The organism is Citrobacter sp. RHB35-C21, assembly GCF_013816515.1.
Classification (GTDB): domain Bacteria; phylum Pseudomonadota; class Gammaproteobacteria; order Enterobacterales; family Enterobacteriaceae; genus Citrobacter; species Citrobacter braakii.
Genome location: NZ_CP057147.1, coordinates 223,748 through 243,174, shown reverse-complemented (window position 1 = coordinate 243,174; position 19,427 = coordinate 223,748). Strand labels below are relative to the sequence as shown.

Annotated in this window: 19 protein-coding genes and 1 pseudogene; 16 read left to right on the top strand and 4 right to left on the bottom strand. The window is 56.0% G+C overall.

The features are described from left to right. From HVZ39_RS01120 to acpT, 13 genes are read left to right on the top strand one after another with little or no spacing between them, the layout of a single operon-like run. The gene (locus tag HVZ39_RS01120; protein ID WP_016154856.1) at positions 1-582 is read left to right on the top strand and encodes a hypothetical protein; all 582 of its coding nucleotides are present in this window, start codon (positions 1-3) and stop codon (positions 580-582) included. Continuing rightward, positions 579-1,940: an AMP-binding protein gene (locus tag HVZ39_RS01115; RefSeq protein ID WP_016154857.1), complete on the top strand. Its 1,362-nt coding sequence runs from the start codon at positions 579-581 to the stop codon at positions 1,938-1,940. Before HVZ39_RS01120 ends, HVZ39_RS01115 begins: the two co-directional genes overlap by 4 nt. Next, entirely contained in the window at positions 1,927-2,280 is a 354-nt protein-coding gene (locus tag HVZ39_RS01110) for a hypothetical protein (RefSeq protein ID WP_016157672.1), read from the top strand. Before HVZ39_RS01115 ends, HVZ39_RS01110 begins: the two co-directional genes overlap by 14 nt. Then, entirely contained in the window at positions 2,271-3,962 is a 1,692-nt protein-coding gene (locus HVZ39_RS01105; protein ID WP_181633132.1) for a glycosyltransferase, read from the top strand. The genes HVZ39_RS01110 and HVZ39_RS01105 overlap by 10 nt, the downstream gene beginning before the upstream one ends. A gap of 3 nt (positions 3,963-3,965) precedes the next feature. Then, positions 3,966-4,388 (top strand): thioesterase family protein, encoded by a 423-nt coding sequence (locus HVZ39_RS01100; protein WP_003827529.1) that lies wholly within the window; start codon positions 3,966-3,968, stop codon positions 4,386-4,388. Beyond that, positions 4,385-4,990 (top strand): outer membrane lipoprotein carrier protein LolA, encoded by a 606-nt coding sequence (locus HVZ39_RS01095; RefSeq protein WP_181633131.1) that lies wholly within the window; start codon positions 4,385-4,387, stop codon positions 4,988-4,990. The genes HVZ39_RS01100 and HVZ39_RS01095 overlap by 4 nt, the downstream gene beginning before the upstream one ends. Further along, a complete protein-coding gene (locus tag HVZ39_RS01090; RefSeq protein ID WP_181633130.1) occupies positions 4,959-7,277 on the top strand; it encodes an MMPL family transporter in 2,319 nt (772 codons plus the stop codon). The genes HVZ39_RS01095 and HVZ39_RS01090 overlap by 32 nt, the downstream gene beginning before the upstream one ends. Further along, positions 7,274-7,948, top strand: coding sequence for a DUF3261 domain-containing protein (locus HVZ39_RS01085; RefSeq protein WP_223952430.1), 675 nt, complete (start codon positions 7,274-7,276; stop codon positions 7,946-7,948). Before HVZ39_RS01090 ends, HVZ39_RS01085 begins: the two co-directional genes overlap by 4 nt. Before the next feature lies 1 nt (position 7,949). Beyond that, positions 7,950-9,119 carry a beta-ketoacyl-[acyl-carrier-protein] synthase family protein gene (locus HVZ39_RS01080; protein ID WP_181633129.1) on the top strand — a complete coding sequence of 390 codons (1,170 nt, stop codon included), beginning with the start codon at positions 7,950-7,952 and terminating at the stop codon, positions 9,117-9,119. Further along, complete coding sequence (locus tag HVZ39_RS01075; protein WP_016154864.1) at positions 9,116-9,592, top strand: hypothetical protein; 477 nt, start codon at positions 9,116-9,118, stop codon at positions 9,590-9,592. Before HVZ39_RS01080 ends, HVZ39_RS01075 begins: the two co-directional genes overlap by 4 nt. Then, the gene (locus tag HVZ39_RS01070) at positions 9,589-10,320 is read left to right on the top strand and encodes a 3-ketoacyl-ACP reductase FabG2 (protein ID WP_016157679.1); all 732 of its coding nucleotides are present in this window, start codon (positions 9,589-9,591) and stop codon (positions 10,318-10,320) included. Before HVZ39_RS01075 ends, HVZ39_RS01070 begins: the two co-directional genes overlap by 4 nt. Continuing rightward, the gene (locus HVZ39_RS01065; RefSeq protein WP_016157680.1) at positions 10,317-11,546 is read left to right on the top strand and encodes a beta-ketoacyl-ACP synthase; all 1,230 of its coding nucleotides are present in this window, start codon (positions 10,317-10,319) and stop codon (positions 11,544-11,546) included. The genes HVZ39_RS01070 and HVZ39_RS01065 overlap by 4 nt, the downstream gene beginning before the upstream one ends. A 1-nt stretch (position 11,547) precedes the next feature. Then, entirely contained in the window at positions 11,548-12,138 is a 591-nt protein-coding gene (acpT, locus tag HVZ39_RS01060) for a 4'-phosphopantetheinyl transferase AcpT (protein WP_103928724.1), read from the top strand. Here the strand turns inward: acpT and HVZ39_RS01055 are convergent. Then, positions 12,130-12,636 (bottom strand): phenolic acid decarboxylase, encoded by a 507-nt coding sequence (locus HVZ39_RS01055; protein ID WP_181633128.1) that lies wholly within the window; start codon positions 12,634-12,636, stop codon positions 12,130-12,132. The two genes, acpT and HVZ39_RS01055, sit on opposite strands and share 9 nt — an antisense overlap. A gap of 99 nt (positions 12,637-12,735) precedes the next feature. Here HVZ39_RS01055 and HVZ39_RS01050 point away from each other — a divergent pair, with 99 nt between their 5' ends. The 3 genes and pseudogenes from HVZ39_RS01050 (at position 12,736) to nikR (ending at position 14,089) form a co-directional block, all read left to right on the top strand. After that, complete coding sequence (locus HVZ39_RS01050) at positions 12,736-13,596, top strand: LysR family transcriptional regulator (RefSeq protein ID WP_181633127.1); 861 nt, start codon at positions 12,736-12,738, stop codon at positions 13,594-13,596. After that, a pseudogene (gene nikE / locus HVZ39_RS26510) lies at positions 13,593-13,673 on the top strand (nickel import ATP-binding protein NikE); the annotation flags it as partial. The gene HVZ39_RS01050 and the pseudogene nikE, both read left to right, overlap by 4 nt. 14 nt (positions 13,674-13,687) lie before the next feature. Next, positions 13,688-14,089 carry a nickel-responsive transcriptional regulator NikR gene (nikR, locus tag HVZ39_RS01045; RefSeq protein ID WP_005121550.1) on the top strand — a complete coding sequence of 134 codons (402 nt, stop codon included), beginning with the start codon at positions 13,688-13,690 and terminating at the stop codon, positions 14,087-14,089. A gap of 79 nt (positions 14,090-14,168) precedes the next feature. Here nikR and HVZ39_RS01040 read toward each other — a convergent pair whose 3' ends face one another. From HVZ39_RS01040 to HVZ39_RS01030, 3 genes are read right to left on the bottom strand one after another with little or no spacing between them, the layout of a single operon-like run. Then, a complete protein-coding gene (locus HVZ39_RS01040) occupies positions 14,169-15,293 on the bottom strand; it encodes an ABC transporter permease (protein ID WP_019078107.1) in 1,125 nt (374 codons plus the stop codon). Continuing rightward, complete coding sequence (gene rbbA / locus HVZ39_RS01035; RefSeq protein WP_181633126.1) at positions 15,293-18,040, bottom strand: ribosome-associated ATPase/putative transporter RbbA; 2,748 nt, start codon at positions 18,038-18,040, stop codon at positions 15,293-15,295. The genes HVZ39_RS01040 and rbbA overlap by 1 nt, the downstream gene beginning before the upstream one ends. After that, positions 18,037-19,104 (bottom strand): HlyD family efflux transporter periplasmic adaptor subunit, encoded by a 1,068-nt coding sequence (locus HVZ39_RS01030; RefSeq protein WP_181633125.1) that lies wholly within the window; start codon positions 19,102-19,104, stop codon positions 18,037-18,039. Before HVZ39_RS01030 ends, rbbA begins: the two co-directional genes overlap by 4 nt. Between the last annotated feature and the right edge of the window lie 323 nt (positions 19,105-19,427).

The window sequence follows — 19,427 nt, the reverse complement described above, 5'->3', positions numbered from 1 at the left end:
GTGTCAGGCACTCGCTCCCTGCCAGTCGTACAACTGCTGACAGGTCTACTGTTGTTGGCCTGGCCGTTTTTGATCTGGTTTGGCCTGGCGCATAACAGTCTGCACTGGTTGCTGCCGTTAATGGCGCTACTCCTTTTTTTACGCTTTCGCCAGGTCCGGCGACAGGCGGGACCGTTGCGCGTCGTGACACAGGTAGTGGTGATCGCGGGTATCACCTTATGCATTGCCAGTTATCTGCTCAAAACGCACCAGTTGCTGCTGTTTTATCCCGTAGTGGTAAACGCCGTCATGCTGTCGGTTTTTGGTGGTTCTCTGTGGTCAGCGATGCCCATCGTTGAACGTCTGGCGCGGCTGCGCGAACCAAATCTGCCCGAAGCAGGCGTGCGCTACACGTACCTTGTGACACTAATCTGGTGCGCCTTTTTCATCATCAATGGCAGCGTTGCGCTCTTTACTGCACTGAATGGCGATATGACCCTGTGGACGACCTGGAACGGTATGGTTTCCTATCTGCTGATGGGGACATTGATGGTAGGCGAGTGGTTAGTTCGCCAACTGGTGATAAAGCGAGATACCCAATGAAGCAGCCCCTCACACTTGCTCAATGGCTCTGTGCCCCACGACCGGACGACATTCCTGTTGCGTGGCAAGAAGATCATACGTGGACACTTGGCCATCTGCGCCATGATGTGGCCCAGTTGATAACGCAACTGCAGCAGCAGGAAGGTGAACGCTGGGCATTATGCTTCGAGAACAGCTATTTATTCATCGTCGCGTTGCTGGCAACGCTCCATGCTGGCAAAACACCGGTGATCCCGGGACATTGTCGCGTTTCGTTGTTAAACGAGCAGCACTTGCTGTTTGATGGCGTACTGAGCGATAAAGCGCTGGACTGGCAGGGAACGCTGCGAGTGGTCAGCTCTGCCATGACATCTGTGGCCCACGACATCACGTTCCCGATAATACGCAGTGACGCCTTTGTGGAGCTATTCACTTCCGGTTCGACCGGCCAGCCGAAACGCGTAATCAAACCGATTGCTCGTCTGGATAGCGAAGCAGCATTGCTCGCTACGCGTTTTGCTGATCGTCTGGCAGGTTGCCGGGTCGTCGCGTCAGTGGTACCGCAACACCTGTATGGTCTGACGTTTCGTATCTTCTTGCCGATGGCTTTAGGCCTCCCGCTGCATGCGGCGATGCTTTGGTATGCCGAACAACTGGCGGCACTGAGCCCTGATCATCGGTATGCGTTTATCAGCAGTCCGGCGTTTCTGAAACGCCTCGACCACCACCTGACACCGCCGCCAATCGAGTTGATTCTTTCCGCGGGCGGCATGCTGTCATGGCAGGACGTCAAGCAGGCTGCTGACTGGCTGAATGTCTGGCCCGATGAGATCTACGGCAGCACTGAAACCGGAATCCTCGCGTGGCGCTATCGCCATCAGGATGATGTGACATGGCTGCCTTTTCCCGGAGTCAGATTCCAGTCAGAAGACGACGCGTTTCGTGTGTTTTCACCACTAATTGCAGCTGATGATGGCCTGTTACTCGATGATATTCTTCAGTTTATCGAAAACGGACAGTTCCGCCTGATGGGCAGACGCGGGCGGGTGGTCAAGATTGAAGAGAAACGCATTTCACTCAGCGAAGTGGAGCAACGTTTACTGGCACTGGACGGTATCCGTGAAGTCGCAGCATTGCCCGTCTCACGCGGAGGACGTCAGGGCGTTGGTGTCCTGCTGGTACTGGATGACGAAGCCCGGCAACGCTGGCTTGAGTGCGGTGGTAAACCGCAAGAACTGACCTGGCGACGTTCGCTGCTGCCCTGGCTGGAGCCGGTCGCTGTTCCCCGCTACTGGCGGGTGATTGATGAGATTCCGGTCAACAGTATGAACAAGCGTGTCTATGCGCAATTACAGGAGTTATTTCATGAAACCCCATGAAATCGAGCGCCATCAGGCACTGCCTCATCAGGCTGAGATTGTTTTACAACTCGACCCTTCTCTGTTTTGGTTCAGCGGGCATTTTAGCGTGCAGCCACTGCTGCCGGGCGTTGCACAGCTAAACTGGGCGATGGATTACGCCACCACGCTGCTGGTCCCTGGCTGGCGTTTTCACAGTATTCAAAACGTGAAGTTCCAGTCACCGCTATTGCCAGAGGCCACCGTCACCCTGAGTCTGAGCTGGCAGGAAGCGCGTCAGATGCTCACTTTTAGCTACCAGCGCCACGACGGTGACGTGCGCCATACCGCCAGCAGCGGGAAGATTCGGTTATGCCGCTGACCTTTTCCCCATGCGTGTTGATCCCCTGCTACAACCACGGCGCGATGATGTCGGACGTGTTGGATCGTCTTCGGCCGTTCAATCTCCCCTGCATTGTGGTGGACGATGGCAGCGACGAGACTACACGAGATGAACTGGCACGCCTGGCGACAGAATACAGCAATCTGACGTTAATTCGCCTGCCCATCAACGCAGGAAAAGGCGCGGCGGTTATTCGCGGAATGCAGACGGCAGCAGATGCCGGGTTCAGTCATGCAGTGCAGGTCGATGCCGACGGGCAACATGCCATTGAAGATATTCCCAGGCTGCTTGCATTGGCAAAAGAACATCCGACAGCACTGATTTCCGGACAACCGATTTACGATGATTCGGTCCCTCGCTCGCGCCTGTACGGTCGTTGGGTAACCCATATCTGGGTGTGGATAGAAACGCTCTCGTTGCAGCTCAAAGACAGTATGTGCGGCTTCCGGGTGTATCCGGTGGCCCCCACGCTGCAACTGGCACAGCGTGTAACGCTTGGCAAACGGATGGATTTTGATACTGAAGTGATGGTGCGCCTCTACTGGCAAGGCAACACCAGCTATTTTATCCCCACGCGAGTCACCTATCCGCAGGACGGGCTATCCCATTTCGACGCGCTTAAAGACAATCTGCACATTTCACTGATGCACACTCGCCTGTTCTTTGGCATGTTGCCGCGCATCCCCTCCCTGCTGTGTCGTCGTTCATCGACACACTGGGCGCAGCAGCAGGAAGTCAAAGGGTTGTGGGGAATGCGTCTGATGCTGCTGGTCTGGCGTGTACTGGGCCGCAAAGCCTTCTCCCTGCTGCTGTATCCGGTCGTCGGCGTATACTGGCTCAGCGCTTCAACTGCCCGAAAAGCCTCTCAACGCTGGATTAGCCGCGTAAGAGCGCAACTGATCACACGCCGGATGCCAGTACCGCCAAACCTGACCAGTTATCAGCATTTCCTGCGTTTTGGCGGCGCGATGCTGGATAAGATTGCCAGTTGGCGCGGTGAACTGCACTTCGGTCGCGATGTGATTTTTGCACCATGCGCAGAAAAAACGCTAAATGTCAGCGATCCTCGGGGAAAACTGCTGCTGGCTTCACATCTTGGCGATGTCGAAGCCTGTCGGGCACTGGCCCAGCTACAGGGCAGTAAAACAATCAATGCGCTGGTATTTAGCGATAACGCCCAACGCTTTAAACAGATCATGCAAGAGATGGCGCCGCAGGCTGGATTAAATCTGCTCCCGGTGAACAGTATTGGTCCAGATACTGCCATTCTGCTCAAAGAGAAACTGGAGCGCGGTGAATGGGTAGCCATCGTAGGCGATCGCATCGCAGTCAATCCCCAACGCGGCGGCGAGTGGCGTGTGTGCTGGAGCCGCTTTATGGGGCAAAACGCGCCATTCCCTCAGGGCCCGTTTATTCTTGCGTCTATTTTACGCTGCCCTGTAGATCTGATTTTTGCCCTGCGCCAGCAGGATAAACTCCACATCTACTGCGAACCGTTTGCCGACCCGCTGCTCTTACCGCGCGCCACACGACAACAGGCATTACAGAATACTGTCGATCGCTACGCCGAACGCCTTGAGCACTATGCGCTTCAGTCGCCCCTCGACTGGTTTAACTTTTTCGATTTCTGGCAACTGCCGGACACCAATGACAAGGAGTAAAGGGTGCTTAACGATCCCCGTTTTACGGCTGAAGTCGAGCTAACTATTCCGTTTCACGACGTCGATATGATGGGCGTAGCGTGGCATGGTAACTACTTCCGTTACTTCGAGATTGCCCGTGAGGCACTGCTGAACCAATTCGATTATGGCTATCGGCAGATGAAAGAATCTGGCTATCTGTGGCCAGTGGTCGACACTCGGGTGAAGTATCGCAATGCGCTGACTTTCGAGCAGCGTATCCGTGTACGCGCCCAAATTAAAGAGTACGAAAATCGCCTGCGAATCGGCTACGAAATTTTTGATGCCGAAACAGGTAAACGTGCTACAACAGGCTACACCATCCAGGTCGCCGTCGACGAAAAAAGCCGTGAACTGTGCTTTGTCAGCCCGGATATTCTGTTTGAACGGATGGGAGTGACACCATGAAATTATGGCCATTGCTCGTGCTGCTCGTCAGCCCTTTCGTCAGAGCCCTGACGCTCGACTCCCTACAACAACGTTTTACCGAGCAACCGGTGGTTCGCGCCCACTTCGATCAAACCCGGACGATAAAGGATCTACCACAACCGCTGCGATCTCAGGGCAAGATGTTGATCGCCCGCGACAAGGGGTTGCTGTGGGATCAAACGTCCCCGTTCCCGATGCAGCTGCTGCTGGATGACAAACGGATGGTTCAGGCAATTAACGGTCAACCACCGCAGACCGTTACCGCTGAGAATAACCCGCAAATGTTCCAGTTTAATCATCTGCTACGGGCGTTATTCCAGGCGGATCGTAAAGTGCTGGAGCAAAACTTCCGCGTGGAGTTCGCAGACTTAGGAGAAGGTCGCTGGACGCTACGCCTGACGCCAATCACCACACCACTGGATAAGATTTTTGCGACGATTGATTTAGCAGGAAAGACCTACCTGGAGAGCATTCAGCTCAATGATAAACAGGGCGATCGCACCGATATTGCGCTTTCCCAACACCAACTAACGCCAGCGCAACTGACCGATGACGAACGCCAACGCTTTGCCGCCCAGTAAACGTCCCGCGCTGTTATGGGGAGTCATCTGCCTGCTTCTGCTGGGCATCTTTCTGACGCTGCTACCTCAGGCCCGCCTTAACAGCAGCGTGCTGGCCATGTTGCCAAAGCAGACGCTGGGCGCTATACCTCCGGGTCTGAACGAGGGATTTATGCAGCGCCTTGACCGTCAGGTGGTCTGGCTGGTGAGTCCCGGTAAGCAACCGGACCCAGCGATAGCCCGGGACTGGCTGGCTTTACTGCAAAAATCGCACGCGCTAGCCCAGGTAAAAGGTCCAATGGATGCCGACAGCCAGCAGGCCTGGGGGGCATTCTTCTGGCAACATCGTAACGGCCTGATAGATAACGAGACCCGCGCCCGGCTGCAAAACGGCGGCGAAGCGCAGGGCCAGTGGATCCTGTCCCAACTTTACTCCGCATTCTCTGGCGTCAGTGGCAAAGAGCTACAAAACGATCCCTTCATGCTGATGCGTGGCTCGCAGCTGGCCATGGCCAAAACTGGGCAGCGTCTGCGCCTGATGGACGGCTGGCTGGTCACCCAGGATGAACAAGGCAACTATTGGTATCTGTTACATGGCGAGCTGACCGGTTCATCGTTTGATATGCAACAGACGCACCAATTGGTCACCACGTTGAATACGCTGGAAGGTGAGCTCAAAGCCCACTATCCACAGGCTCAACTGCTGTCTCGCGGGACGCTGTTCTATAGCGATTACGCCAGCCAGCAGGCGAAAAAAGATATCTCTACTCTCGGCATAGCCACTGTGCTCGGGGTGATCCTGCTCATCGTGGCTGTATTTCGTTCGCTGCGTCCGCTGCTGCTGTGCCTGATTTCGATTGGCATTGGTGCGCTGGCGGGGACCGTCGTCACGCTGCTGATTTTTGGCGAGCTCCATCTGATGACGCTGGTGATGAGCATGAGCATCATCGGTATTTCCGCCGACTATACGCTCTACTATTTGACCGAACGGATGGTGCACGGTGCGGAAACATCGCCATGGCAAAGCCTTGCCAAAGTGCGCAATGCCCTGCTCCTGGCGCTACTCACCACCGTAGCGGCTTATCTGATTATGATGCTGGCCCCCTTCCCCGGTATTCGCCAGATGGCGGTATTCGCGGCGGTAGGTCTGAGCGCCTCCTGCCTGACGGTCATTTTCTGGCACCCGTGGTTGTGTCGTCGGTTGCCGGTACGCCCGGTGCCGGCAATGGTACTCATGCTACACTGGCTTGCTGCATGGCGACGCAATAAAAAACTCTCCGTTGGCCTGCCGCTGGCACTGGCGTTGTTCTCGCTGGCAGGAATAGCGACGCTGCGCGTAGATGATGATATCTCCCAGTTACAGGCGTTGCCGCAGGAAATTCTCGCTCAGGAAAAAGCGATTACCGCCCTGACCGGGCAAAGCGTCGACCAGAAGTGGTTTGTGGTGTACGGCAAATCCGCTCAGCAAACGCTGGAGCGGCTGGAAACCTTTACCCCCGCGCTGGAACAGGCAAAAAAAGACGGGTTACTCAGCGGATATCGCACTATTCCGCTCAATTCACTCGCCCGGCAACACCAGGATCTCTCTCTGCTAAAAGATGCTTCTCCCGCCATCACGAAAGCCCTAAACAACGCCGGGCTGGCAACGGTGAACCCCGATCTTAGCGCCATGCCTGTAACCGTCGAAGCCTGGCTTGCCAGCCCAGCCAGTGAAGGCTGGCGCTTGCTATGGCTGTCTCTGGCTGATGGCGAAAGCAGCGTATTGGTTCCCGTTGAAGGGGTGAACCAAAGTGATGCTTTAAATACGCTCAGCGCGAAATATTCCGGCGTGGCGTGGGTGGATCGCAAGAGCAGCTTTGACAACCTGTTTGCCCTTTATCGCCATATTCTGACCGGCCTGCTGTGCATTGCGCTGGCGGTGATTGCCTGTGGCGCCATCATTCGGCTTGGCTGGCGTAAGGGCTTAATTAGCCTGGTGCCCTCAGTGCTGTCTTTAGGTTGTGGTCTGGCAGTACTGGCCCTGAGCGGTCATGCGCTCAACTTGTTCTCGCTGCTGGCACTGGTGCTGGTACTGGGAATTGGCATTAACTACACGCTGTTTTTCAGTAATCCACGCGGTACGCCACTGACGTCGCTGCTGGCTATCACGCTGGCGATGATGACCACGCTCCTGACGCTCGGCATGCTGGTCTTTAGTGCCACTCAGGCAATCAGCAGTTTTGGCATTGTGCTAGTAAGCGGTATTTTCACCGCATTTTTGCTGTCACCGCTGGCGATGCCAACGAAAAGAGAGAAGAAAAAACGATGAGTAAACCGATATTTCGTTGGTTGAGTGGGCTTTTGCAGAATGGCGGCATTGCCTTATCCGATCTACGTCAGCACACCATTTGTAGACCGGATAAGCGCAGCGCCATCCGACGGGGCCTGCTCGTCGCCACGTTGCTGCTGGCAGGTTGCAGCCACTCACAGCCGGAACAGAAAGGCCGCCCGCAAGCCTGGTTAGAGCCAGGTACTCGTGTAACGCTACCTGCTCCGGGTATTTCTCCCGCGGTGAATTCGCAACAACTACTAACCGGTAGTTTTAACGGCAAAACTCAGTCACTGTTGGTCATGCTCAACGCTGATGACAAGAAAATCACACTTGCCGGGCTGTCATCAGTCGGCATTCGCCTGTTCCTCGTGACTTACGATGAAAAAGGACTGCACACCGAGCAATCGATCATCGTTCCACAATTGCCGCCAGCCAGCCAGGTGCTGGCTGACGTGATGCTTAGCCATTGGCCGATTAGCACCTGGCAACCGCAATTACCCACAGGCTGGACGCTCGTCGATACGGGTGATAAGCGTGAGCTGCGCAATGCACGCGGCAAAGTGGTCACGGAAATCACGTATCTGAATCGAAGAGGAAAACGCGAACCGATCAGCATTGAGCAGCACGTTTTTAAATACCACATCACCATTCAATATCTGGGTGACTGAGATGATCTACATTTCTGCCGTTGGCATGATTAACGCGTTGGGCAATAACACTGATGAAATCGCAGCCAACCTCACTCGTGGCATAGCGCCGGGAATGCGCCCGCGCACGGGCTGGCTGCAAGGACACCCATCCGCCGTGTTAGCAGGCGTTGACGGTGAGTTACCCGCTATTCCTCAGCACTTTAGCGCTCATCGTTCGCGCAACAACCAGCTATTGCTGGCAGCACTGATGCAAATCCAGCCGCAGGTGGACGACGCTATCGCCCGATTTGGTCGCGATCGTATTGCTGTTGTTCTCGGCACCAGCACCTCCGGCCTGGATGAGGGTGACGTTCACGTTGATTTGATGCTCAACGGCAAAGAGAGCACTGACTGGCGCTATCCGCAACAGGAACTAGGCGATCCGTCGCGTTTTCTTAGCCACTGGCTGGCGCTGGATGGCCCGGCCTTTACGCTCTCAACCGCCTGCTCGTCCAGTGCAAGGGCTATTATGAGCGGACGTCGTTTGATCGAATCTGGTCTGGTCGATATCGCCATTGTCGGCGGTGCGGATACGCTAAGCCGAATGCCAATCAACGGATTCCACAGTCTGGAATCACTCTCCCCAACGCTGTGTCAGCCGTTTGGCCGCGACCGTTGTGGGATCACCATTGGCGAAGGCGCCGCCTTGATGGTATTAACCCGCGAGCCACAGCCTATCGCGCTCCTTGGCGTCGGCGAATCCAGCGACGCGTACCATATTTCGGCTCCCCATCCACAGGGGGAAGGTGCCATTCGCGCCATCGGCCAGGCGCTTAACGACGCAGGAATGACGCCGGAACATGTGGGCTATATCAATCTGCACGGTACCGCTACACCGCTAAACGATCAGATTGAGTCCAACGTCGTGAGCGCGCTATTTGGCGAAACGGTCCCGTGCAGTTCAACCAAACACCTGACCGGGCACACACTGGGTGCCGCGGGGATCACCGAAGCAGCGATCAGTATGCTGATTCTGCAACGCGACCTGCCGCTACCACCGCAGGATTTTAGCCAGTCACCACGCGATGAAACATTGCCAGCCTGCGGCATCATTGAACAGCCACAGCCGCTGACTCGCCCGGTTATCTTGTCTAATTCGTTTGCCTTCGGCGGTAATAATGCCAGCATCCTGCTCGGGAGAACCTCATGAGCCACTATTTATCACCGGGCGACTATTTGCCGCATGATGCGCCGATGCTGCTCCTTGAAGAGGTCGTCAGTGTGGCGGACGAAACCGCCATCTGCCACGTGACGGTATCAGCAAACAGCGTACTGGCCCCTTTCCTCGACCCCGATGGCAATCTACCTGGCTGGTTCGCACTGGAACTGATGGCGCAGACCATTGGCGTCTGGTCTGGCTGGCACCGCCAGCAACAAGGTCAGGCGAGTATTACGTTAGGCATGGTACTGGGCGCACGTGAGTTAGTCTGTGCCACAGGTGTTCTGCCTGCCGGGAAGAAGCTGAGCATCCATGTCAAATTGCTGATGCAGGATGCACGATTCGGTAGCTTTGAATGTGCCATCCAGGCAGACAACGAGACGTTGGCGACCGGTCGCGTCAACACCTTCCAGCCGACATCAGAAGAAATTAACACGCTATTTCAACAAGGAGCGTCCACATGAGCCGTTCAGTTTTAGTTACGGGTGCCAGCAAAGGTATCGGTCGCGCCATCGCCAGACAACTGGCCGCGGACGGTTTTGTGGTCGGCGTACACTATCATCGCGATGTGCAAGGAGCACAAGAAACGCTGGATGCTATCCTCGCCGCTGGCGGCGCAGGGCGCCTGTTGACATTTGATGTTGCCAATCGCGAGCAGTGCCGCGAAATACTGTCGCAAGATATTGAGGCAAACGGCGCATGGTACGGCATTGTTAGCAACGCTGGGGTCACTCGTGATGCCGCTTTCCCTGCGCTCAGTGATAACGACTGGGATGCGGTGATCCATACCAACCTCGACAGCTTTTACAACGTCATTCATCCGTGCATTATGCCGATGATCAGCGCACGCAAGGGGGGCCGTATCATCACACTGTCTTCGGTTTCGGGCGTGATGGGCAACCGTGGTCAGGTCAATTACAGTGCTGCAAAAGCCGGAATTATTGGTGCCACTAAAGCGCTGGCCATCGAACTGGCAAAACGCAAAATTACCGTAAACTGCATTGCACCGGGACTCATTGATACCGGGATGATCGAGATGGAAGAAGCCGCATTGAAAGAGGCGATGTCGATGATCCCCATGAAACGGATAGGTCAGGCTGAAGAAGTGGCCGGGCTTGCCAGTTATTTAATGTCGGATGTGGCGGGCTATGTAACTCGCCAGGTGATTTCCATCAATGGAGGGATGTTATGACACGTCGTGTCGTGATTACAGGCATGGGCGGCGTCACCGCCTTTGGGGAAAACTGGCAGGCTGTCTCCGCCAGGTTATTGGCATATGAAAATGCGGTACGCAAAATGCCGGAGTGGCAGGTTTATGACGGACTGCACACACTGCTGGGTGCGCCGATCGACGACTTCACTCTACCGGAACACTATACCCGCAAGCGAATTCGCGCCATGGGTCGCGTATCGCTGATGTCCACCCGCGCAACAGAGCTGGCGCTTGAGCAGGCCGGGCTGATTGGCGATCGGGTACTGACTAACGGTGAAACCGGGATCGCTTATGGTTCATCAACCGGTAGTACCGGTCCAGTGAGCGAGTTCGCGACCATGCTGACCGAGAAGCATACTAATAACATCACCGGCACGACCTACGTGCAAATGATGCCGCACACCACTGCCGTTAACACTGGATTATTTTTTGGTCTGCGGGGGCGAGTCATTCCGACATCCAGCGCCTGCACATCCGGTAGCCAGGCAATTGGTTACGCATGGGAAGCCATTCGGCACGGTTATCAAACAGTGATGGTCGCCGGCGGTGCAGAAGAACTGTGTCCTTCCGAAGCCGCCGTGTTTGATACACTGTTCGCTACCAGCCAGCGCAACGACGAGCCGAAAACCACCCCCTCCCCGTTCGATGAAAAACGCGATGGTCTGGTCATCGGAGAAGGCGCAGGTACGCTGGTGCTGGAAGAGCTGGAACACGCTAAAGCGCGCGGAGCAACGATTTATGGTGAAATCGTTAGCTTTGCCACTAACTGCGATGCTGCCCATATCACCCAGCCACAGCGCGAAACAATGCAGATTTGCATGGAAAAATCGCTGAATATGGCCGGTATTAGCGCCCGTGATATCGGATATATTTCAGCGCACGGTACCGCAACCGATCGCGGTGATATTGCAGAAAGTCAGGCAACCGCTGCAATTTATGGTGATAATGTGCCGCTATCCTCGCTTAAAAGCTATTTTGGACATACCCTTGGCGCTTGTGGCGCACTAGAGGCCTGGATGAGTCTGCAAATGATGCGAGAAGGCTGGTTTGCGCCTACGCTAAATTTGAGTCAGCCAGATGCTAATTGTGGAGCGCTGGATTACATTATGGGTAAAGCCCGCAAGATTGATTGCGAATTTTTGCAGAGCAATAACTTTGCGTTTGGCGGCATAAATACTTCTATCATCATTAAACGTTGGCCCTGATATGTACCGGATCGTTCTTGGGAAAGTTTCTGTTTTAAGCGCTGGCGCACTGCCTGCCGCACTGCGTGAGCAGGCCCCGCAAGGCGCTCGTCGTGCGCGCTGGCTGGCAGGTCGCGTGCTGCTTTCCCATACTCTTTCGCCATTACCGGACATCGTCTACAGCGAGCAAGGAAAACCGGCCTTTTCCGCCGACACTCCGCTGTGGTTCAATCTCAGCCACAGCGGTGATGATATTGCCCTGCTGCTCAGCGACGAAGGGGAAGTCGGCTGTGATATTGAAGTCGTTCGCCCGCGCGATAACTGGCAGACGCTGGCAAATACGGTGTTCAGTCTCAGGGAACATGCCGAAGTTGAGGCCGAACGCCCGGAGCAACAGCTGGCGGCGTTCTGGCGCATCTGGACGCGTAAAGAAGCTATCGTGAAACAGCGTGGCGGCAGCGCCTGGCAAATTGTCAGCGTCGACAGCACCGCGCTAACCTCCTCACTCTCGGTCAGCCAGTGCCAGCTCGATACCCTGAGCCTGGCGGTGTGTACCCCCACGCCGTTTACTCTGACCGCCGACGCCGTGCAGCGTCTGGAAGCCTTAGCGTAAATTTTCCGGGAAGTTTTCCGGCAATTCATTGGCCGCACAGGCAATAACGCTGTCATTGTTCGCCCCACAGTTACGCACGAAGGTGATGGTCGCAAACTCGTCAATCACCTCCGTTGGATATGCCGGACCCGCATCGCGATATGACATCATCAGCGGAATATGGTCATTCTGGAAACAGACCGTTTTTTGCGGATTGTTAATCACCCAGCGCGGGAAAAAGATGGTGCCGTGAAAGAGTTTGTCGCCCAGATTTACGATCAGGCTGACGTCGGTCCCGGTCGGTTCGGTCCATGAAATTTTATAAACACTCTCGCCAACCCGCACAATGTACGCCCGCTGATCCTTCACCCAACGATTCCCCACAATGCCGCTGTGAATACGGTAATCCAGAGTGGTGTCGTTTTTCACGTAGATCTCGTAATTCCAGCCATTATCGTAGGTATAGACCAGATGTTTGCCGACAAAGCCGCTCAAATCATGTTTATCAAAAGTGCTCATATTCGTTCTCCTCTTACTTGATGCGAGGATCTTACCGCTTCAAAAATTGGATGAATAACGCTATGTTTACATCATATTCATTCAATTTTTAGATGAGTTATGCACAAGACAACGCTGGAGCAATGGGCCTTACTGGAGAAAGTCGTGGAGCTGGGCAGCTTTGCGAAAGCTGCGGAAGAGACCAACCGTAGCCAGTCTTCGGTGAGCTACAATCTGGCGCTACTGCAGGAGCGGCTTGGCGTGACGCTGCTGACGCCGGAAGGTCGCAGGGCGGTATTAACCCCTGCGGGAGAGCTACTGTTGGGCCAGGTCAAACCGTTACTGAAGTCCTTTTTATGGGTGGAAACCCGGGCAGCAACGTTGCAAAACGGCACGCGAACGCGGCTGGATTTCATGGTAGATAGCATCTTCCCACGCAAACGCCTGTTCGCGATCCTCAAGCAGTTTCAGCAGGCGTGGCCGCAGACGCAGGTACGTTTGACCGAAGTGCTGGAGAATGCTGACGATCGACTGGCAGCGCATGCCGATGCGGACGTGATGGTCCTGACCCGACGCCAGGATATCACCGGCCGCGGCGAATGGCTGATGAATATTGACTTCGTGGCCGTTGCCCACCGCGATCACCCGCTCTGCATGCTGGATGCGCCGCTGGATGAAGACGCGTTACGCGCGTGGCCGCTGATTCGCATTGCCGATCGCGACAACCCGCAGCAAGCGGTGCGCGATGCCTGGACCTTCTCGACCATTGATGCCGCGATTGAGGCGGTGATGTATCAGGTCGGTTACGGCTGGTTGCCTGAGGAGCGAATTCAGCAGCAGCTTGAGCAGGGGCTATTACGACCGCTGCCGTTAAGCCATGGCGCTCGCCGTGCCACCCCGCTGCATCTGATCGTCAAAGACACGCTCGCGCCGCTGGATGAACAGGTAACAACCCTGCTGCGTTTATTGCGAGAGCATTAACCTTTTCCCCGGATGCCGGACGTGTGTTACAAAATACGCTATTCCCCTTACTCCCTGTGCGCCCACGCGCCACATGAAAGGTTAATTGCAGATGCAACGAGTCACCATTACCCTCGATGACGATTTACTGGAAACGCTCGACAGCTTGAGCCAGCGCCGTGGCTATAACAACCGTTCCGAAGCGATCCGCGATATTCTGCGCGGCGCACTGGCGCAGGAAACCACCCAGGAGCACGGCACTCAGGGATTCGCAGTGCTCTCGTATGTTTATGAGCATGAGAAGCGTGACCTGGCGAGCCGTATTGTTTCCACCCAACATCACCACCACGATTTATCAGTCGCCACACTACACGTGCACATCAACCATGACGACTGTCTGGAAATCGCTGTGCTAAAAGGTGACATGGGCGATGTGCAGCATTTTGCCGATGACGTGATTTCCCAGCGCGGCGTGCGCCACGGTCATCTGCAGTGCCTGCCGAAAGAAGAGTAATTGCCTGTTATGTTGCCCGGCCTACACTCGTTTCCGTTTGTAGGCCGGATAAGGCGCAGCCACCACCCGGCAATAATATTTACGCCATCGTGCCAATCGTCTTTCTGAAACGCAGCAGCGCTATCAGGAAGAACGTACTGCCAATCGCCAGCAGCGTCAGGAACTGCGGCCAGACAATGTTAAACCCTGCGCCGCGGTAAAGAATCGCCTGCGCAAGGCTAACAAAATGGGTAGTCGGCATCGTCAGCATAATGTCCTGCACCGCCTGCGGCATGCTTTCACGCGGTGTAGAGCCGCCGGAGAGCATCTGTAACGGCAGCAGTACCAGAATCATCAGCAGCCCCAGTTGTGGCATGGAGCGCGCCAGCGTGCCCATAAAAATGCCGATTGATGTGGTGGCGAACAGGCTCAGCGCTACTCCCAGCATAAACAGCGGTATCGAGCCTTCAATCGGTACGCCAAGCACACCTTTTACCATCAGCATCAGCGACAGACCGGAAACCACCAGCACCACCAGCCCCATCGACCAGATTTTTGCCATCATGATTTCAAACGGCGTCACCGGCATCACCAGCAGGTGCTCAATGGTCCCGTGCTCACGCTCGCGAATCAGCGCCGACCCGGTAAGCACAATCGCCAGCATGGTGATGTTGTTGATAATCGCCATCACCGCGCCAAAGCGGGCGGGTTCCAGATTAGGGTTAAAGCGCATACGCATTTCCAGCGCCACCGGCAGCTCGCTGTTATCGCGGTAACGCGACACAAAGCTGTTCACCTCGCCACTGATGATATTTTGGATATAGCTGTTGCCGGTAAAGGCCTGGCTCATCCGCGTGGCATCGACGTTAACCTGAATATCCGGCTGCCGCCCGGCCAGTACATCGCGCTGAAAATCAGGCGGAATGTTCACGGCGAAGGTATAGCGCCCGGCATCCAGCCCGGCATCCATCTCATCGGCGGTAATCATCTCCGGCGGTAAAAACCACGGACGATAAAAACTGTTCACAATGCGATTCGACAACTGCGACTGGTCCATATCAGCAATGGCAATCGGCGCCAGGTGCAGCGACCCAGGCAGAACGGTCGCAGAAGAGTAAACCGAGACCGTGAAGGCGAAGACGATCAGCGTCAGCATCGCTTTGTCACCCAGCAGGCTGCGTAACTCTTTGATGCCGAGGTTATAAATATTCCGTAATCGGCGCATCACCCCTCCTGTTTTTTCAGCAGCAATACGCTCAGACCAATGACCACTGGAATGGCTACCGCCAGTGGAATAAACAGCGGCCAGAGATCGGTCAGATCCAGCGCTTTAGAGAACGTCCCGCGCGCGATGGTCAGAAAATGGCTGGTCGGGTAAATTTCGCCAATCCACCGTCCCGGCCCTTCCAGCGAGGCGACCGGGTCGATCATCCCGGAAAACTGCGTCGCCGGGATCAGCGTAATAATCGCCGTACCAAAAATGGCGGCGATCTGACTTTTCATAAACGTGGAAATTAACAATCCCAGCCCGGTGGCAATGGTGACGTACAGCAGCGCGGCCAGCGTCAGGGTCACAAAACTCCCCTTATGCGGGACGCCGAATACAAACACCGACAGCGCGCACAGCAGCAGGAAGTTCAGCATGCCCAGCACGATGTAAGGCAACTGTTTGCCGAGTAAAAACTCGCTGCGGGTAGTGGGCGTCACGTACAGGTTGATAATCGACCCCAGCTCTTTCTCACGCACCACGCTCAGAGCGCTGAGCATGGAGGGGATCATCATCAACAGCAGCGGGATCACCGCCGGAACAATCGCTGGCAGGCTTTTCACATCCGGGTTGTAACGATAGCGAGTTTCAATGGTCATCAGTCCGTTTTGCCCGCTGGTATTTGGCTGACGCGCCATCACATCCTGCAGCCAGGTCTGGTGCATCGCCTGCACGTAGCCTCTGACCGTTTCCGCACGGCTCGGCATTGCGCCATCGACCCAGACGCCAATCTTCACCGGCGTTCCACGCGCGATATCGCGGCCAAAATTTGGCGGGATCTCTATGGCTACCGCGACTTCGCCCGAGCGCATCCGTTTGTCCAGCTCGTCATAACTGGTGAGCGGCGGCTGCTCGATAAAATAGCGCGATCCCGCCAGATTCAGCGTCCACGCCTGGCTGCTGACTGTCTGGTCACGATCGAGCACCGAAAAACGCAGGTTTTCCACATCCATGCTGATGCCGTAGCCCATGATCAGCATCAGGATCACCGTGCCCATCAGCGCCAGCGTTGAACGTACCGGGTCACGTCGCAGCTCCAGCGCTTCGCGGCGGCTGTAGCTGAACAAGCGCCGCAGGCTAAATCCCTGGTGCGGCGGCTGACTGTTTTCATGCACTGCCGGGACATTGGCTGGCGGTAACTGAGCCTCCGGCGCCGGACCTGCCGCTTCCTGTAACCAGGAGATAAACGCTTCTTCCAGACTGGCGGCACCACGCTGTTTCACCAGCTCCTGCGGCGTACCGCTGGCCAGGACTTTTCCGGCGTGCATCAGCGACATACGGTCGCAGCGCTCCGCTTCGTTCATAAAATGGGTGGAGATAAAAATGGTCACTTTATCCTGACGCGACAGATCGACCATCAGTTGCCAGAACATGTCTCTCGCCACCGGATCGACCCCGGAGGTTGGTTCATCGAGAATGAGCATCTCCGGGCGATGGATCACCGCCACCGCCAGCGACAGGCGTTGACGGATCCCCAACGGCAGCGCGCCAGGCAACGCGTCTTCGACTTCGGTCAGCGAAAAGCGCTCACTCATCTCTTGTACCCGCCCCGGGATTTCTGCTTCGGGGATATGGAACAACCGCGCGTGTAGCTCGAGGTTTTGCCGTACGGTCAGCTCGCTGTAGAGCGAAAACGCCTGCGACATATAGCCTACCCGGCGACGGGTATCGATATTCTTCGGGTCAACCGCTTGCCCAAACAGCCACGCCTCACCTTCACTTGCGGGTAGCAGCCCGGTGAGCATTTTCATGGTAGTGGATTTACCGCAGCCGTTGGAGCCGAGAAAACCGAAGATTTCCCCGCGCGGAATACGAAAGTTAACGTGGTCAACGGCCACGAACTTGCCGAAGCGCATGGTCAGATCTTTCGCCTCGATGGCAATCTCTTCCTGCTCAGCGTGATACGGCGGGATCACCACTGGCTTATGCGCCTGGCGCTGGGCTTCGGGTAACAGCGCGATAAACGCCTGCTCCAGCGTGTCGGAGTTGGTTTTTTCGCGTAGCTGCTGCGCGCTCCCGGTGGCCAGCACCTCCCCGGCGTTCATCGCCACCAGCCAGTCAAAGCGCTCGGCTTCTTCCATGTAGGCGGTCGCAACCAGCACGCTCATGTTGGTCTGCCGTTGGCGAATGCTGTTAATCAGATCCCAGAACTGGGCGCGGGACAGCGGGTCGACCCCGGTGGTAGGTTCATCGAGAATTAACAGTTCTGGGTCATGGATCAACGCGCAGCACAGCCCCAGCTTTTGCTTCATCCCACCCGAGAGTTTCCCGGCCGGACGATCGCGAAACGGCGCCAGTCCGGTGCTGTTCAGCAGCTCGGTAATCCGCGCTTCGCGCTCCGCTTTGTCATGGCCAAACAGCCGGGCAAAGAAATCGACGTTCTCATACACCGACAGCGTGTGGTACAGGTTTTTCCCCAACCCCTGCGGCATCCAGGCAATGCGCGGGCAGACATCCCGGCGATGTTTCGGGTCGCGCATATCGCCGCCCAGCACCATCACGTTACCGTGTTCAATGACTCGCGCGCCGGAGATGAGCGACAGCAGGCTTGATTTTCCGACGCCATCCGGGCCAATCAGCCCCACCATACAGCGGGCGGGGATATCCAGCGTGATATTGTTCAGCGCTACCGTTTTCCCGTAATGCTGACTCACGCCGTCAAGGTGCGCCACGGGAGGAACGGGAACCAGCGCCAGATGCGTCATTGCGGCAACCTCACCATCAGGTCGTCAGGCCAGGCTCGATTTTCATCGATACGCACCCACGCCATGCCCGGCAGACCGGTTTTCACGTACTCGAGATGCTGCTGCAATAGCTCTGGTGGGATCCGCGCTTTAACGCGGAACATCAGCTTCAGCCGCTCATCGCTGGTTTCGACCGTTTTCGGTGTGAACTGCGCGACGCTTGCCACAAAGCTGATGGTCGCCGGAACACGCAGATCCGGTGCGGCATCCAGCACCAGGCGCGCTTCGCCGCCAATCTTCAGTAAGCCAGCCTGTTCGGTAGGCAAGAAGAACGTCATGTAGACATCGCTGAGATCGACCATATTCAGGACGCGCCCACCCGCAGAAAGCACCTCACCCGGCTCAGCAACGCGGTACTGCACGCGACCATCGCGCGGGGCTTTCAGCTCACTGTCATCAATATCAGCCGCAATACGACGTTCGGTGGCCTGCGCGGCTTCTACGCGGGTTTGCGCCTGAATGATGCTGGTGCGAGCGGCTTCAATTGCGGCTTTTGCCGCTGAGACCTGCGCCTTTGCGGATTCCAGCGCCGCACGTGCGCTTTCTGCCGCGGCCCGATCGTCATCCAGTTGTTGCTCAGACACGGCCCCACGCTGGGATAGCGAACGGGAACGCACGTGGCGTTTAGAAACCGACTGCAGCTCCGCCTCGCGCTGTTTTACTACCGACTGCGCGGCGCGCATTTCACTTTGCCGCTGTTCCAGCAGCGCTCGCGCCGCCGCCACCGCGCTTTCGGCCTCTTTGATTTGCGCGATCGCTTCCAGCCGCTGCTCCTGCAGCACGCGAGTATCCATTTTCGCCAACACCTCGCCCTGACGAACGAACTGCCCTTCCGACACAAGGATCGTGTCAATTCGCCCGGCAATCTTGGTAGCAATATCCACTTCGGTGGCTTCAATTCTGCCGTTGCTGGCTGCAAACCCCTCCGGTATTCCGGCAGGACGGAGCATCCACCATGCTATCGCAGCCACCGCGACCAGGGTGCCCGCCCCCCACCACATCACATGACGCTTAAACTTATCCATATTCGACCCGCCGTAATCCCTGTTATCAAACGATGCGTGTCACAAAGCCCACTGAATAGCTATTCAGCGGGAGATTCCATCCGGGATGAGAAGGAATAAGAAACCATGGCCAGAGAGCGGACAGGCGTTAAGGCAACCTGCGCCGCGCAGGAAGTGAATGACGAAAATGCTGTGAAATCGGGTAGTAATGTTGTCATCATCAGCGTTCCTGGCCGGAAATGAAACACGCATACTCATAACTGCTGTCTATTGAATACTAACACCTGAATTCAATATGTCTATTCGGTTGTAGTTTCCACTTCAGCCCTATCGCGCTCTGGCAC

Coding starts and splice junctions, on each gene's coding strand:
- HVZ39_RS01095 (WP_181633131.1), top strand. CDS start 4,385: ATGAAATTATGGCCATTGCTCGTGCTGCTCGTCAGCCCTTTCGTCAGA.
- HVZ39_RS01080 (WP_181633129.1), top strand. CDS start 7,950: ATGATCTACATTTCTGCCGTTGGCATGATTAACGCGTTGGGCAATAAC.
- HVZ39_RS01105 (WP_181633132.1), top strand. CDS start 2,271: ATGCCGCTGACCTTTTCCCCATGCGTGTTGATCCCCTGCTACAACCAC.
- HVZ39_RS01110 (WP_016157672.1), top strand. CDS start 1,927: ATGAAACCCCATGAAATCGAGCGCCATCAGGCACTGCCTCATCAGGCT.
- HVZ39_RS01090 (WP_181633130.1), top strand. CDS start 4,959: ATGACGAACGCCAACGCTTTGCCGCCCAGTAAACGTCCCGCGCTGTTA.
- HVZ39_RS01065 (WP_016157680.1), top strand. CDS start 10,317: ATGACACGTCGTGTCGTGATTACAGGCATGGGCGGCGTCACCGCCTTT.
- HVZ39_RS01050 (WP_181633127.1), top strand. CDS start 12,736: ATGCACAAGACAACGCTGGAGCAATGGGCCTTACTGGAGAAAGTCGTG.
- HVZ39_RS01030 (WP_181633125.1), bottom strand. CDS start 19,104: ATGGATAAGTTTAAGCGTCATGTGATGTGGTGGGGGGCGGGCACCCTG.
- rbbA (WP_181633126.1), bottom strand. CDS start 18,040: ATGACGCATCTGGCGCTGGTTCCCGTTCCTCCCGTGGCGCACCTTGAC.
- HVZ39_RS01040 (WP_019078107.1), bottom strand. CDS start 15,293: ATGCGCCGATTACGGAATATTTATAACCTCGGCATCAAAGAGTTACGC.
- HVZ39_RS01070 (WP_016157679.1), top strand. CDS start 9,589: ATGAGCCGTTCAGTTTTAGTTACGGGTGCCAGCAAAGGTATCGGTCGC.
- acpT (WP_103928724.1), top strand. CDS start 11,548: ATGTACCGGATCGTTCTTGGGAAAGTTTCTGTTTTAAGCGCTGGCGCA.
- HVZ39_RS01085 (WP_223952430.1), top strand. CDS start 7,274: ATGAGTAAACCGATATTTCGTTGGTTGAGTGGGCTTTTGCAGAATGGC.
- HVZ39_RS01075 (WP_016154864.1), top strand. CDS start 9,116: ATGAGCCACTATTTATCACCGGGCGACTATTTGCCGCATGATGCGCCG.
- nikR (WP_005121550.1), top strand. CDS start 13,688: ATGCAACGAGTCACCATTACCCTCGATGACGATTTACTGGAAACGCTC.
- HVZ39_RS01055 (WP_181633128.1), bottom strand. CDS start 12,636: ATGAGCACTTTTGATAAACATGATTTGAGCGGCTTTGTCGGCAAACAT.
- HVZ39_RS01115 (WP_016154857.1), top strand. CDS start 579: ATGAAGCAGCCCCTCACACTTGCTCAATGGCTCTGTGCCCCACGACCG.